This window comes from Marinobacter segnicrescens (assembly GCF_900111555.1).
Lineage (GTDB): Bacteria > Pseudomonadota > Gammaproteobacteria > Pseudomonadales > Oleiphilaceae > Marinobacter > Marinobacter segnicrescens.
This window is the reverse complement of sequence record NZ_FOHZ01000002.1, coordinates 153346-168446: the sequence shown is the minus strand read 5'-3', so window position 1 is coordinate 168446 and position 15101 is coordinate 153346. Positions and strand designations below refer to the sequence as shown.

The following is a 15101-nucleotide window of genomic DNA, read 5'->3' as shown; positions in this document are numbered from 1 at the left end:
CCTGCAGAGGGTAAAGCCGTCCAGTTCAGCACCACAGTCTCTCCGCCAGCCCCGAAGCCCGCACCACCTGTTGCGCCACACTCTCCAGCAGCACCGTTTCGTCTCCGGCGATCAGACTGAACCAGTTGCGGGCGCGGGTGATGCCGGTGTAGACCAGCTCCCGGGTCATTACCGGGCTGAGGCGGTCTGGCAGGATCAGGCACGTGTGGTTGAACTCCGAGCCCTGTGACTTGTGGACGGTCATGGCAAACACGGTTTCCAGGTGCTGAAGACGGCTGGGGGAGATCCAGCGGATGTCGTTACTGCCATCGCTGGCAGGGAAGGCGACCCGGAGTGTCTCGCAGGGCTGACCGTTTTCGTGCTGGCCCCAGGGCAGGCTGAAGGTGATGCCGATGTCGCCGTTCATCAGGCCCAGGTTGTAGTCGTTGCCGGTCACCAACACAGGTCGTCCCCGGTACCAGCCCTCGGCTTTCGGAATCAGGCCGCGTGCGGTCAGTTCGCGGGCGATCAGGTCATTCAGGCCTTCCACACCCCAGGGGCCCTGACGCAGGGCGCAGAGCACCTGGAAGTCGCCGAAAGCCGACAGTACCTGCCGGGCGAGCTGGTCCCAGTCCTCCCGGAGGCTGTCGGCGTCCAGGTCGTGGTCCTGCATCAGGTTGAGATAGTGCTGGTAGCCCACTGGCGGTGGCAGTGCCTGACCGTTCAGGGTGCGACCGAGTCCCTGGTTGCTGAAGGCTTCCGGGCTACCGGTGAGCGCGTGCCGGCAGATCAGTGCCCGGGTATCTTCCGGGGTCGGGCCGCAGGGCAGCATGGTCACGTCGTTGAATTCACCCCGACCCAGGCCGGCCAGGGTGTTTCTGTGCAGTGTGTTGGAGTTGACCGCCTGGGCCAGTTGGCGGATGCCGCTGTCCTCGGTGAACCGGTAGCTCTTGCGGAGCATGGCCACGGCCTGGTCCATGGGCTGGCCGGCATTGTCCACCAGCGTTTCCGGTACGCGGTCGCCGGTCAGGGCGGCCAACCATTCCGCCGTCTCAGGGGTGTAGTGAGCGGCCAGGGCGCGTCGGCAGAGTTCCCCCAGAACCGCACCGGCGTCTACTGACGCCAGTTGATCCTTGTCCCCCAGCAGGATGAGATGGGCGCTGGCGGGCAGGGCATCCATCACCGAGGCCATCAGGTCCACATCTACCATGGAGGCTTCGTCTATGACCAGTATATCCACCAGTAGCGGATTGTCCCGGTGATGGCGGAACTGCCGGGAGTCCGGGCGGCTGCCCAGCAGCCGGTGCAGGGTGGTGACCCGGGTGGGAATATCGGCCTGTTGCACATTGCCTGGTAACGCTGCCAGCGGCAGGCGACTGACCGCACCGCCGATGGATTCGTTCAGTCGTGCAGCGGCCTTGCCGGTGGGTGCGGCGAGGCGTATACGGTATTTTCGGGCCTGACGCTGTGGGCTGGTGCCGGCGACAGCTTGCAGTGCGGCCAGCAGGTTCACCACGGTGGTGGTCTTGCCTGTGCCCGGTCCGCCGGTGATGACCGCAAAGCGGTTGCGGGCGGCCAGGGCGCAGGCCAGCTTCTGGTAGTCCACTTCGGGCTGGGGCCGGAACAGTTCGCCCAGAGCCTGGCGAAGCGTCTCGCCCTGCGGTAAGGCGGGGTCGTCCAGGTCTGACGGCTGCTCCAGGCGTTGGCGGATGCTTTCGGCAATACGTTGTTCATAGCGCCAGAACCGACGCAGGTAGAGGCGGCCGCTGTCCAGCACCAGCGGCGTGGACTGGCTGCCGTCGCTGACGGCAAGGGAGTTCTCCAGTACCTGGTAACAATCCTCTGGGGCAAAACGGGCCATCAGGTCCGCGGGGGTGGGCAAGGGCGTTGGCTCTGGCCCGGTGCCGGCGGCCTCCTCCGGGGGCAGGGCCAGGGTGCGGGCGGGCTCTTCCAGCAGGGTGTTCAGATGGACACACACATGGCCGCGGCCCACCTGGTGTGACGCAAGGGCCGCCAGCAGGATCAGCAAGGGTTCCGGCTGCTCCCCCTGCTCCTGGCAAAGGGTGCGAATCAGCCTGGCGAATTCCCGGTCCAGGGGGCGGACCCAGCCGGCTTCCTGCCACTGTGTCAGCAGCTCTTCCATCTGAGCGAGCCCCGAGAAGGGCGTTGCCGCATCCACTGGTGCCGGCGACACATCAGCGGCTCGCGAAGCCTGTTGTACTTCGCTGGCAGGCGCTTCGTTCAGGTCCAGCGAGAACTGCTGGTCGTGGTTCTGTTTGCGGCTCATGCTGCTACCTCCCGGCTGAGGTCGCCGTCGAACAGGGCGTCCAGGGTCTCGACCAGGTCCTTCGGTGGCTTGTCGGCGAAGGCACCGCTGGCGGGGCCGTCGATACCCCGCAGAAACAGGTAGACCGCGCCGCCCATATGGATGTCATAGTCGTAGCCCGGCAGCCGGGCCTTGAGCAGTCGGTGCAGGGCCAGCAGGTAGAGCACATATTGCAGGTCGTAGCGCTTCTCCAGGATGGCTTCCCCCATGGCCTGGCGGGTGTAGGCCAGGTCGTCGTCACCCAGGGTGTTGGACTTGTAGTCCAGCACGTAATAGCGCCCCTGATGCTCGAATACCAGGTCAATAAAACCCTTGATCATGCCATTGAACTGTTGCTTCTCCACCCGGGGGCGATCAGCGCCGTTCAGGGTCTGGTTGGTGACCAGGTCATCCAGTCGGCCGGTCGGGACGTTGCGGCTCTCGAACCAGAACTCCAGCTCAGGGCGAGGATTTGTGAGTTCGGCGAGGGTGGCGGTCTGCTCGCCATCACGGTCCAGGGGGAGGGGCGTCGTCAGCACCTTCACCAGCCAGTCGGTGAGCGGCTCCACCCAGTCACCCCAGCCCCTCACCCGGCAGCGGCGGGCAAGCTGGTCCCGTAGCCGGTCCGGGTTGGCGGCAACGGTAGCCATACCCTGGCCGGTGCACCACTCCAGAACCTCGTGCAGGAAGGTGCCGGGCCCGGCGCCCCTGGGGAACTGGTGGGGCCCGGTGGCGGCCGGGCGATAGGTGTCTTCGCCTTCCTGCTGGCGACTTTCTTCCATCAGGTTCTGGGCCTCGGCGTCCTCCGCCTCGTCCACAAAGGCGATACCCGTGCCGGAGAGCGCGGTGTACTCGATGGAGGAGTAACTGGCGATCCACCAGTCCTCCCGGGCCTGCCGGTGGGAGACCAGTGCCGGGCCCAGGCTTTCCGGTGCCGGTTCCTGGTATTCCAGGGCCTCGGCTGCCGGGAGTGGAGTGACGGTGATAGCGGCTTCGTCCCCGGCCAGGGCCTGCAGGCAGCGGGTCAGTTCGCCGTCGGCTTCGCCCACACCGTCAAGCAGGTATCCCAGCCCGCTCTTGTGCCAGTCCGGAATGGCCGCAGCACCCACCCAGGTGGCGTGGCGGGCGCGGGTCAGGGCCACGTAAAGCTTGCGGATATCCTCTCCCAGCCGTTCCCGGTCAGCCCGGGCGACATCCTCTGGCTCCGGATCGAAGATGGTGACCAGGCGCCCCTGATTGTCGTGGTAGCGTACGAAGGCCTGTTTCTCGTTCTCGGCCCGGAAGGCGGTGCCGAAAGGCAGGAACACCAGTGGGTATTCCAGACCCTTGGACTTGTGCACGGTGATCACCTTCACCAGCCCCGCATCGCTTTCCAGGCGCAGTGTGCGGTGTTCGTCCTCCTCATCGGCGGCCCGCAGGACCTGGGTGTAGTGGTGCACCAGGGCGTGCTCGCCATCCAGTTGCAGGCTGTCCTGCTGCAGCAGCTCGGCAATGTGCAGGATATCGGTGAGGCGTCGCTCCCCGTCGGGCCGTTGCAGCAGCCGGCCAGGCACCTCGAAATCCATCAGGAAGCGGCGCAGGGTGGGCAGTATGCCCTGGCTTTGCCACTGCTGGTGATAGCCAATAAAGCGGTCGATTTCCCGCTCAAGGGCAATCTCGTCGGTCAGTAGCTGGTCGAGGTAGTGCCAGGGCAGGGCCAGGGTTGGCGTCGACAGGGCCGTGCGGGCCAGGGGCAGTTGCCGGGGTTCGGCAAAGGCCTTGAGCCAGCACAGGATTTCCGCCGCTTCCGGGGAAGTGAGTACCGAGTCCCGGTCCGACAGGTACACGCTGCGGATCCGGCGTTGGCGCAGGGCATCCCGTACGGCGGCGGCCTCGTTGCGATTGTTCACCAGGATGGCGATGTCTCCCGGCTGCACCGGCTGCACGTCCGCCGGGTCTTCCACTTTGGCGAACCCGGCCTGGCCCTGCTGACCGGCCGTCAGCAGTTTTGCCACCTCGCTGGCGCAGGTGTCGGCCACCTGTTCGGTGGCGCGGCCCTTGGCGAGGGTGATCGCCTCACCCTGTTTGTTTTCTTCGTCGCTCTCCAGGGTCCAGAGGGTGAGACTGGGCCGAGCCTGACCGTTAACCGTCCACTGGCGTTTGGTGCCGTTGGCCGCCACCGGCTGGAAGGGCAGTGGCGTGTTGTCACCCTTGCCGAACAGGAAGGCACCGTCCCGGGCCTGCTGGTCGCCGTGCTGGAACACCCGGTTCACCGCCGCCACCATGGCGTCGGAGGAGCGAAAGTTGCGGCCCAGGGTCCAGGTGCGGTCCTGAACGCCCTGGCGGGCCTCCAGGTAGGTGTAGATATCCGCCCCCCGGAAGCCATAGATGGCCTGCTTGGGGTCACCGATCATCAGCAGGCAGGTGGCCGGGTCGTTGTCGGCAACCCGGTAGATACGGTCGAAGATGCGGTACTGCACCGGGTCTGTGTCCTGGAATTCGTCGATCAGCGCGACCGGGAACTGGCGACGGATGGTGGCCGCCAGTTGCGGACCACGGGGGCCGTTGAGCGCCTCATCCAGGCGGGTCAGCAGATCATCGAAGCCCATCTCGGCCCGTTGCTGTTTTTCCGCTTCCAGTCGGGTACCGATCCAGCCGCTGGCGTGGCGCAGGATGTCAGCTCGGGCATTGGGCAGGTTGGTGCTGAAGTCCATCAGTTCGGCAATGGCGTCAAAGGCCGGGTGGTGGGGTACCTCGCCTTTTACCTTGCTGGCAAGGCCCTCCGGAGTCTGGTTCTGAAACCCCGCCTTCTCCAGTCCTTCCGGCAGCAGGGTGTCGTCCCCGGCCCATTGCAGCAGGTTAGGCCAGGCCCTGAGCATGGCGTTGCGGCTGTTGCCATTGAGGTTCTTGCCCAGACCCTTGAGCAGGTCTTCCACTTCGGTTTGCCACTGGCTCCATGGCAGGGACTTGAGGGCGTCCGCTCCCTCCTTCCGTTCGCGGACGGCGGCGTCGATGGCATTATGGATGTTGCCGGAGGGCGCGGGTGGTTTTTCAGACAGCAGGTTGCGCACGGCCTTGCGGAGGTCCGACGGGGTCTTCCAGTGATCCAGCAGTTCCTCCATCAGCTCTGCAGGGAGCGGATAGGCGAAGGTTCGCCAGTAGTCCCGTACCACCTCATCCAGCAGTTCGCTCTGATCCGTCTCCAGGCTGATCCGGAACAGGCTGCCGCTGTCGAAGGCATGCTCGCTGAGCATGCGGTTACACCAGCCGTGGATGGTGGACACGGCGGCCTCGTCCATCCATTCCGCCGCCAGCAACAGACGCTTGCGGCATTCAGGCCAGGTGGCCGGATCCGGGTAATCCTGGTCCCGCAATTGGTAGATCAGGGCGGTCTCGGCGGGCGGGTTGGGGTCATCCGGGTTGTCGGAAAACACCTCTGCCGCCTGGGTCAGCCGCGCACGGATCCGGTCCCGCAATTCCTTGGTGGCGGCCTCGGTGAAGGTGACCACCAGCAGGTTGGGGGGATCAATCCCCTTGCCGAGGGGGCTGCCCTCCGGCTGACCATGGCCCAGCACCAGGCGCACATAGAGAATGGCAATGGTAAAGGTCTTGCCGGTGCCGGCGCTGGCCTCGATCAGGGTGCTGCCGTTCAGGGGCAGGGCAAGGGGGTTAAGGGTGGCGCTACGGGTCATGACTGGCCCTCGATCTGTTCACTGGCGGACTTGCCCTGCTCGGCTTCCCACAGGGGCAGGTAGAGCTGGTGCAGCAGGCCTTCAAAGGCCTCGTTGACCAGTGCTTCCGGGGCGTCAAAGGCCCGGCGAAGATAACCCGGGTCCCGTCCGAGGGCGGTGTCGAAAGCGGTACTGGCGTCTTCGATGGCCTTGTCGTGGTCGCCCCGGTATTTCTTGCTCTGGTAGAAGCTGTAGATCCAGGCGAAGGCCGCTTCGCAATGCAGCGGCAGCGCGCGGGTGGTGGCCTGCATCCAGCCGGCAAGGATAGCGTCCAGGTGCTGGCGGGCCTGTTCCGCGGGCAGGGGTGCGAAGGTAAAGCCTCGGCCTTCCTCCTTGCCCAGTATCAGGGTCTGGAAGGGTTGGTCCGTGAGCTGGCCGGCCAGGTGGACCACCCAGTCCGCCATCAGGTTGGCGTAGCGGACTTTCTTCTGGCTACCGGAACCGGATAGCAGGCTGGAACGGGAGACCACCAGCCGGCATAGCTGGCCTTCCGGGTTGCGGCGCAAACCGTCGATCAGATCGAGCACTTCCACCGAGCCCGTGGCATTGCTGAAACCGTGCTGGAAGGTGACCGGCTCCGGCAGCGCTTCCGGCCATTCCAGCAAGGCGTGCTGGTAGCGCTGGTGGAGGTCCGGCAGTCGTTCTGCCAGGTCTTCCCGCAAGCGGTGTTCGGTCAGCCCCATGCCCAGGTCGCCACGACGGGCCATGCGGTCCAGGGTGGTTTGGATGCGCTGGTGCAGTTCCTGCTCATCGCCGGACTTGAGGACGGCCTCGCTGATCAGTTCCTGGTCCAGACGCCAGCGATCCAGGCCGTCCAGGTCGAAATTCTCGTTGTCGGTATCGTCGTCTTCGACGCCTTCAAAGCGCACCTGCAACCGGCGCTGGAAGAAGGTTTCCACCGGCCGCTTGAGGAAGTTGGCCAGTTCCGCGAAGGTCAGGGGTTCCTCCGGTGGCTGCCAGGACAGGGCGCTGTCATCCGTAGTGTCGGTGGCTTCGATGCCATGGGCGCTGCGCCACTCCTGCTCGTAGGTGAACAGGTTCCGCTCCCGCAGGATCTCGGCCAGCGGGCGGGGCGGGCTGTCCGGTTCCGGTTGCTGGCCGTTGGCCTGTGGGAAATAGGACCGGCTGAATGGCTGTAGCGGATGGCAGGTGGTGAGGGCAGCCGTCACTGGTTTGTCCAGCTTACCTTCGACCCGCCAGAGACTGTCCAGGTGGTCCTGCAGCTGGCTGACAAGTACCGATGGTGGCCGCTCGGAGTCGTCCCGGATACTGCGGCCCACCCAGCTGATGTAGAGTTGCTCCCGGGCGGACAGCAGGGCCTCCAGGAACAGGTAGCGGTCGTCTTCCCGCCGGGAGCGATCCCCCGGGCGGTAGTCGTTGGCCATCAGGTCGAAATCCACCGGAGGCCGGGAACGGGGGTAGTCACCGTCGTTCATGCCCAGCAGGCACACCACCCGGAAGGGAATGGCCCGCATGGGCATCAGGGTGGCAAAGTTGACCTTGCCAGCCAGGAAACGCTGGTTCAGGCCACTTTCGTCAAGGCCTTCCAGCAGCACGTCCTTGACGATATTGAGGGGTAGCTGTGTCTCGGCGAGGCCGGCGGCCAGGGCGTCGTCCAGCCACTGTTCCAGGTGCCGCCGGAAGCGGTTGAGCAACAACAGGTCGTGGCCTTCGAGGTCCTGGAAGAAATGTCCCAGCATATCGGAGAACAGGGCTTCCCACTGTTCCGGGGTGCGGGGCGTCAGCAGTTCCTGCCAGAGATTCTCCAGCTGCCCCACAAAGTCGGACAGCCGCCCGGCCAGGTCTGCCTGAAGGCCGCCGACCTCGGCGTAGGGCTCCACACCGGACCAGGGTTCGTCGTCCCCCATGCCGTAACCCAGCAGCATGGCGCGAAGCCCGGACTGCCAGGTGTTGCGGGCCAGGTCTCCGGGCAGCTCCAGGCTTTCACGCTGCTGGCGATGCAGGCCCCAGCGGATGTTGGCGCCTTCCACCCAGCGCCGGGCCAGGGGGATGTCCTCTTCGGTGATGCCAAAGCGCTGGCGGATGCCGGGCACTTCCAGCAGGCTGAGGATCTCGCTGACGGCAAAGCGGCTGCGGGGCAGTCCCATCAGCGTTTCCAGGGCAATCAGCACCGGCTCATGGTGACGCTGGCCCTGGTCGGAAATGGTAAAGGGAATGTGCCGGGTGTTGCCGGGGGCATGGCGGCCAAACACCGCCTGGATATGGGGCGCGTAGACGTTGATGTCCGGCACCATCACGATCACGTCGCGGGGGCGCAGGGACGTATCGGCGTTGAAGGCGGCCAGCAGCTGGTCGTGGAGGATCTCCACCTCCCGCTGGGGGCTGTGGGCATCGTGGAAGGCCAGGGAGCGGTCCGTGGCCGGGTTCAGGGTCCGCTGCTGTGCACGGATTTCCTGCAGCGGTGTCAGGTTGTAGATGTCGTTCTGCAACTGATGCAGTAGTTGAGGAGCTTCCGGGGCGCCGTGGTCGGAGAAGATGTCGATCCGGTTATCCGGGGTGCGGAAGCGCTCGCCATACTCCTCCGGGTTATCGAACTCGTCCAGCAGCCGGATATAGTCCCGGCCCTGCTTTCCCCAGGCGGCCAGCAACGGGTTGGCGTGCTGATGCAACTGGTCCGGGTCGGCCGCGGACAGGGTGGGGTGCAGGCGGCCCCGGCGGCGCTGGGCGTTGAGCAGGTCGCGGTCGCTGATAATGTCCGCCCAGTAGTACTGGCTGGGGTTGTGAACACACAGCACCACCTGGCTGAAGCGGCTGAGCACATGGAGCGCTTCCAGCGCCTGGCGGGGCAGGGATGAGACCCCGAACACCACGATGCGCTTCGGTAGACGATGCGGATTCGACAGCTCGGACGACTGCTGGCCCAGATCCATAAAGCGGGTGTGAATACGGGAGCGGCTGGTGTGGGACAGCGCGTCCACATCCTGCACCAGGGCCTGCCAGAGTCGTGGCTGCCATAGGGTTTCCGCATCCAGCGGCTTTTCTTCTCCGCGGGCGGTGATCATGATTTCCCGGCCCTGCTCCCAGGCGCTGAGCCAGTCGGCCCGGAATACCTGGTACTGGTCGAACAGATCCGCCACCTTCTCCGCCAGCTGGAACGCCCGCAGGTCCGGGTCGCTGCCTTCCAGGAACCGGCCCAGGGGCAGGAAGGCGTCATCGTCGCTGACCAGTTCCGGCAGCAGCCGGTAGAGGCGCCAGACCAGCCGGCGCTTGTCGAAGGGCGAGGTTTCCGGTACCTCGCCCTCCGGCAACACGGCCCGGTAGGCCTGCCAGATAAAACGGGCCGGGAACAGGAAGTCCATGCCGGCCGCAATGCCGAGGCCGCCGTCGGTGCCGTCCTTGGTGGCCTTCTCCGCCAGTGCCAGCTTCAGCCACTGGGCGATGCCGTTACTCTGGACCAGGAAGGTTTCGTTCTCCAGCGGCGGCATGGGAGTCTGCCGACACAGGTAAACCACGGCCCGGCGCAGGTCTTCCAGGTGGTTGGCGTGAATGGCATGGAAGCCTGGCTGGATGCTGGCGTGATCGGTCATGGTACTCCCAGGCGGGTGGTTCGGAATGCTGCCACAAAGGTTACCGCAACTGGCAGCGGATTGCCGATGTGATTGTCCATGGCCCGCGCGACAACCCCGGTCGCATACGACGGTAAGTTCCGGTCTATAATTGGTCAAAAAGTGTTCATTCTTGCCATCCGGTCAGGGGCACTGCGCGTACATCCGTAAACGATCCAAAGCGGAGGGTCACCTGATGGACAAACGACAGCGCGCGCGGGTTGGACTGCCAGTCCTGTTGGTGTTGACCGGGCTACTGGCGGTGATCTCCGTGTCACCCCTGGCCGATGAAGCGGACGATGCCATCCAGGATGTGATCCTCACCCAGATCGAAGCCTTTGCCAACGATGATGAGCTTGCCGCCTGGGAACAGGCATCTGAGGGCATACAGCGCCGCTTCCGCTCGCCGGAAACCTTCCTGCGGATGGTGCGGCTGGTCTACCCCCCGGTCCACCGTGCGACCGCGATCCGCTTTCGGCAGCGGGTGCCCCATGATCACTTCGATATCCAGGTCGTTCGCCTGCAGGGCCCCGAGGGTCGCCTTTGGGACGCCTATTACCGGATGGTGCCTGTGGAACAAGGCTGGAAAGTGGGCGGTGTCCGGCTGCTGCCGGTCGATATGGGTATCTGAAGTATTACAGGCCCGGTGTTCAGCTTGAGGCGGGCCTCCGTCCGTCGTAGAGTTGTTGATTGATGCCATTCCCTACAGGTCGTTCCCGTCATCGATGAGCCCCTCTGAATCTCCCGGTCAGCGCCTGCGGGCAGCGGACCTGGATAATCCCCTGTACTACCTGGAAAACATGGAAACCGTGGTGAACTGGGTACGCCATCACCATGGCGACCTGCTGACCGCTGAAGAACGCGGGCGCCTGGACGGATTCGGCCGGCTTTCGGTGTCGGCCCGGGCCTTGCTGACCCGCATGGTGATGCGTACGGGCGAGCTTTTCCGGGCTGGCAAATTGCGTTATCCCGAGCTGCCGGAACCGGAGTCGGTGGGCCTGGCCGAGCTGCTGTCAACGGGCTGGGTGAAATCAGTAGAGTGGGTCACCATCGATGAGTTGTTTCGCCTGTTCACCCTGGCGGAGTTGCGCCCGGCCCTGGCAGACCGGCTGACGGATCTCGGCCATTCCCCTGCCATGCCCAAGGGGCGTATGAAGGCGTTACTGGCGGACCACCTGGACGAGATTGACCTCGCCGACTGGCTGCCGGAGCAGGGCAACGACCTGGTGCGGCTGGGGCATATGGCCCTGTTTGACCGCATCCGCCTGATGTTCTTTGGCAACCTGCGTCAGAGCTGGTCGGACTTTGTACTGGTTGAGTTGGGCTACCAGCAATACGAAGAGGTGCCCTTCACACCGGAATCCCGGGCATTCCAGCGGCGGGAAGACGTGGATTGCTACCTCACCATGCATCACTGCCGTGAGTGGCTGGATGAGGGCCGGGCCGCTGAGGATGTGTGGCTGCAGGTGCCTGCAGCCACGGAAAACTCCTGGCTCACCAGTCGCCGGGACCGGCTGTTGCTGGAGCTTGGCCGCCAGGCGGAGCGCCAGGGCAACCGGGAGCTGGCCCTGGCAGCGCTGACACAAAGCGGTCACCGGGAAGCCCGGCTCAAGCAGTTACGTCTGCTGGAGCGAATGAAACGGTTTGAGGAAGCCTGGACCATCGCTGACCAGTGGCAAACCGGGGAACTCAGCGACGCCGAAGTCCAGGGCCTGGCGCGAATCCTGAAACGGCTGGCCCGCAAGGTGGGCGAGCCGATGCCAACCATGGCGCAAGCGCCGGCCCCTGACGAGTTCCTTATAACAGTACCCTTCACCGGCGCCCCGGTAGAGCTGGCCGTACAGCAGCATCTTTGGCAGGATCACCAGCCGGTATTCTATGTAGAAAATACCCTGATCAATGCCCTGTTCGGGTTGCTGTGCTGGGATGTGATCTTCGCGCCGGTGCCCGGAGCCTTCTTTCACCCTTTCCATGTGGGGCCGGCGGACCTGACCCGGGAGGATTTCGTGCCCCGGCGCCGGGAGTTGCTTGATACGGCCCTGGCAAACCTTGAGGGCGATGGCTACAGGCGGATGATTGTCGATACCTACCAACGCAAGCAGGGCCTGGCCAATCCCTTCGTGAACTGGCACGTGGTGACCGGCGACCTGCTGGAACTGGCCCTTGACTGCATGCCGGCCCGTCATCTGCAAGCGCTGTTCCGCCGCCTTCTGAATAACCTGAAGGAACATCGCAGTGGCTTCCCGGACCTGATCCGCTTTATGCCGCACGAGAAAGACCCTGGTCAGCGCTACGAGATGATTGAAGTTAAAGGTCCCGGCGACCGGCTACAGGATCATCAGCGCCGGTGGCTGGCCTTCTTCGCGCAGCAGGGCATTGCCGCACGGGTTTGCTACGTGCGCTGGCAGGACGCCTCTGAGTCTGTCCTCGATCCCTCCCTATGAAAGTCGCCGTACGTACTCTTTGTGAATTTGCGGCCCGCAAGGGCGACCTGGATTTCCGCTATACACCGGCCCCCACGGCGGAGGAGGGTATCGCCGGTCATCAGTCAGTGCAGGCCCGGCGAGGGTATGGCTACGAGAGTGAGTACCTGCTGACCGGTGAGTGCCAGGGTTTGCAACTCTCCGGTCGCGCGGACCTCTACAACCTGCACAAGGGGTTGCTGGAGGAGATCAAGACCCACCGGGGTGACCTGTCGCGCATTCGGGAGCACCAGCGTGCCCTTCACCGGGCGCAGTTGCGGGCTTATGGGGCGTTACTTTGTCGCCAGGAGGGCCGCCAAAAGCTCGAGCTGTCACTGGTCTATTACGATACGGTCCGGGACAAGGAGTCGGCAGTTACGGAAACCGCCACGGCAGAGGAACTCTGGCAGGAGCTGGAAGCCCTGTGCAACGCCTTCAGGGACTGGGCCGAGCAGGAGGAGCGTCACCGCGAGCAACGGGACGAGCACCTGGCCAGCCTGCGCTTTCCCTTCCCGGATTTCCGCGCCGGGCAGCGGCAGCTGGCGGAGACCGTCTACCGCAATGCCGTGCAATCCCGTCGCCTGTTGCTGGAAGCACCCACCGGACTGGGCAAGACCCTGGGGACCCTGTTCCCGGCGCTGATGGCCCTGCCAACGGCAAAGCAGGACCGGCTGTTCTACCTCACCTGTCGCAATACCGCCCGGCAGCTGGCGGTGTCCGCCGTGAAAGCCTTGCGGGCGGCCCAGCAGGAACCGGGTCACTGGCCCCTGCGTACCCTGGAGCTCGTCTCGAAAGACGATGCCTGCGAACACCCGGACAAGGCCTGCCACGGCGATTCCTGCCCCCTGGCAAGGGGCTTTTTCGACCGTCTGCCGGAGGCCCGTGCAGAGGCAGTACAGGTGCGCGAACCCCTGACCCGGGAACGACTGGCCACCATCGCGGCTGGCCATGATATCTGCCCGTATTTCCTGGCCCAGGAAATGGCCCGCTGGTGCGATGTGGTTGTTGCCGACGTTAACCGGATGTTTGACCAGTCAGCCCTGCTCCATGCCCTGGTGCAGCAGAATCAGTGGCGGGCCAGCCTGCTGGTGGATGAGGCCCATAACCTGGTGGACCGGGCCCGGGGCATGTATTCGGTGCGGCTGGACCAGCAGCGGCTGTTACGGGTGAAGCGAGGGGCCCCGAAGGTTCTGAAAGGTCCGCTGAACCGCGTCGCCCGGGCCTGGCAGGAGCTGGTGCGGGAGCAGGAGGGTGCCGGTGCCCAGCCGGTTTTCCTGGAGCAGTTACCGATCCGTCTTCTCCCGGCCCTGCAGGGCTTGATATCGGGGCTTACCGACTACCTGGCGGACAACCCACCGGACCTGTCGCTGCAGGAACTGTTGTTTGAAAGCGTGGCCTTCCTGAAACTGGCGGAGCAGTTTGGCGACCACTCCCTGTGCGAATTCCACCGGTCGGGCAGGGGGCGCGCCAGTGTCACCATCCAGAACCTGGTGCCGGCAGATTACCTCGCCCCGCGGTTTGCCAGCCTGGCGTCCGTGCTGCTGTTCTCCGCCACCCTCACGCCGGGTGTCTACCATCGGGACCTGCTGGGCCTGCCGGAGGATACCCGTTTCACGTCCCTGCCAAGTCCGTTCCGGGCGGATCAGTTACAGGTGCAATTCACGCCCCATATCAGCACCCGCAAGCCGGACCGGCAGGCATCCCTTTCCCCCATTGCAGCGCTGATTGCCCGGCAGTTCCGCGAGCGTCCTGGACACTACCTGGCGTTCTTCAGCAGCTTTGATTACCTCAAGCAGGTGGCGGATGCCCTGGCCACCGAGGCGCCAGACGTGCCCCAGCGCCGGCAGTTGCCCGGAATGGACCAGCATGCGCGGCAGGACTTCCTGGCGGGTTTCCAGTCGCCCCGGCCAGCGGTCGCCTTTGCGGTACTCGGTGGGGTGTTCAGCGAGGGCATCGACCTGCCCGGGGATCAGTTGATCGGCGCTTTCGTGGCGACCCTGGGGCTGCCACCGTTCGATCCGTGGCACGACATCCTGAAGGACCGGCTGGAGCAGCGCTTCGGCGCCGGGTACGACTACACCTATCGCATCCCGGGCTTGCAGAAGGTGGCCCAGGCGGCGGGGCGGGTAATACGCACACCGGAGGACCAGGGTGTGATCTGGCTGATCGATGACCGCTTCCTGCAGCCGGCCAACCGGGCCATGCTTCCGGGTTGGTGGTTTGAAACCTGATACAGAATGCGTTCGGTAAGGTGACGACTGGCGAACACGTCCGTAGAATGCCCGCCAGGATGAGGGCTGCCCTCCGCTAGCCCTCCGAATTACCTGTTGTATCTGGGAACTCCATGGTTTCAGTTCGTTGTCGAAGCCTGGTGGCGGTATTCCTGTTGGGGCTGATCCCGGCAGCGGATGCAGTCGCCACCATCAAGCAGTCCTCCTCGGGCCTGTGTCATCCCCCACACAGCCCGTGGTACGAACGCACCAGGGACTTCACCCCATACCCGGATGTCGACGCCTGCCTGGCGGCGGGTGGCCGTTTGCCCGATGGCATCAGCCGGTCGGGGAACGAGCCGGTCAGCAAGGGTTACCAGCGCAGTGAGTTCGGCCATGGCTGGGACGACCGGGACGGCGACTGCCAGGACAGCCGGGCCGAGGCGTTGATTGCCACCTCCGCCACCCGGGTGCGGTTTGCTGACGAACGCCGTTGCCGGGTGGTCACCGGCCGCTGGATTTCACCGTTCACCGGTAATGTGCTGCAGAACGCGGGTGACGTGGATATCGATCACGTGGTGCCGCTGGCCTGGGCCTGGGAGCGGGGTGCCAGTGACTGGTCCCGGGATCGCCGTGAAGCCTTTGCCAATGATCCGGTGAACCTGATGCCGGTGGAGGCCAGCCTCAATCGCAGCAAGGGCGCCCGGGGCCCGGACCAGTGGGTGCCACCTGCGGGCCGCTGCCAGTACGTGGCCAGGTTCCTGCGGATCGTAAAGGTTTACAAGCTTGCGCCGTCCAGCCGCGAAATGGATAACCTGCGTCGTCAGGTTGCGCAGTGTGGAATCCGGGCCTCACGCTGAGGCCCGATT

7 protein-coding genes are annotated in these 15101 nt (G+C 64.8%); 4 read left to right on the top strand and 3 right to left on the bottom strand.

From position 1 onward, the window contains the following. Positions 1–25: 25 nt before the first annotated feature. Genes recD through recC form a run of 3 tightly spaced genes read right to left on the bottom strand, consistent with a single transcriptional unit; the run spans position 26 to position 9542 of the window. Positions 26–2266, bottom strand: coding sequence for an exodeoxyribonuclease V subunit alpha (gene recD / locus BM036_RS03470; RefSeq protein ID WP_091848840.1), 2241 nt, complete (start codon positions 2264–2266; stop codon positions 26–28). Then, complete coding sequence (gene recB, locus BM036_RS03465; RefSeq protein WP_091848839.1) at positions 2263–5955, bottom strand: exodeoxyribonuclease V subunit beta; 3693 nt, start codon at positions 5953–5955, stop codon at positions 2263–2265. The genes recD and recB overlap by 4 nt, the downstream gene beginning before the upstream one ends. Then, positions 5952–9542: an exodeoxyribonuclease V subunit gamma gene (recC, locus tag BM036_RS03460; RefSeq protein ID WP_091848838.1), complete on the bottom strand. Its 3591-nt coding sequence runs from the start codon at positions 9540–9542 to the stop codon at positions 5952–5954. Before recC ends, recB begins: the two co-directional genes overlap by 4 nt. A gap of 214 nt (positions 9543–9756) precedes the next feature. Here recC and BM036_RS03455 point away from each other — a divergent pair, with 214 nt between their 5' ends. The 4 genes from BM036_RS03455 to BM036_RS03440 all read left to right on the top strand — a co-directional run bounded on the left by BM036_RS03455 (position 9757) and on the right by BM036_RS03440 (position 15092). Further along, positions 9757–10191 (top strand): DUF4864 domain-containing protein, encoded by a 435-nt coding sequence (locus BM036_RS03455; RefSeq protein ID WP_091848837.1) that lies wholly within the window; start codon positions 9757–9759, stop codon positions 10189–10191. Between the two features lie 94 nt (positions 10192–10285). Next, complete coding sequence (locus tag BM036_RS03450; RefSeq protein ID WP_091848836.1) at positions 10286–12004, top strand: VRR-NUC domain-containing protein; 1719 nt, start codon at positions 10286–10288, stop codon at positions 12002–12004. Next, positions 12001–14253 carry an ATP-dependent DNA helicase gene (locus tag BM036_RS03445; RefSeq protein ID WP_091848835.1) on the top strand — a complete coding sequence of 751 codons (2253 nt, stop codon included), beginning with the start codon at positions 12001–12003 and terminating at the stop codon, positions 14251–14253. Before BM036_RS03450 ends, BM036_RS03445 begins: the two co-directional genes overlap by 4 nt. A 113-nt stretch (positions 14254–14366) precedes the next feature. Next, a complete protein-coding gene (locus BM036_RS03440) occupies positions 14367–15092 on the top strand; it encodes an HNH endonuclease family protein (RefSeq protein ID WP_091848834.1) in 726 nt (241 codons plus the stop codon). Positions 15093–15101: the final 9 nt, after the last annotated feature.

Excerpts from the sequence above, each read along its gene's own strand:
- recD (WP_091848840.1), bottom strand. The coding sequence starts at position 2,266 with ATGAGCCGCAAACAGAACCACGACCAGCAGTTCTCGCTGGACCTGAAC.
- recB (WP_091848839.1), bottom strand. The coding sequence starts at position 5,955 with ATGACCCGTAGCGCCACCCTTAACCCCCTTGCCCTGCCCCTGAACGGC.
- recC (WP_091848838.1), bottom strand. The coding sequence starts at position 9,542 with ATGACCGATCACGCCAGCATCCAGCCAGGCTTCCATGCCATTCACGCC.
- BM036_RS03455 (WP_091848837.1), top strand. The coding sequence starts at position 9,757 with ATGGACAAACGACAGCGCGCGCGGGTTGGACTGCCAGTCCTGTTGGTG.
- BM036_RS03450 (WP_091848836.1), top strand. The coding sequence starts at position 10,286 with ATGAGCCCCTCTGAATCTCCCGGTCAGCGCCTGCGGGCAGCGGACCTG.
- BM036_RS03445 (WP_091848835.1), top strand. The coding sequence starts at position 12,001 with ATGAAAGTCGCCGTACGTACTCTTTGTGAATTTGCGGCCCGCAAGGGC.
- BM036_RS03440 (WP_091848834.1), top strand. The coding sequence starts at position 14,367 with ATGGTTTCAGTTCGTTGTCGAAGCCTGGTGGCGGTATTCCTGTTGGGG.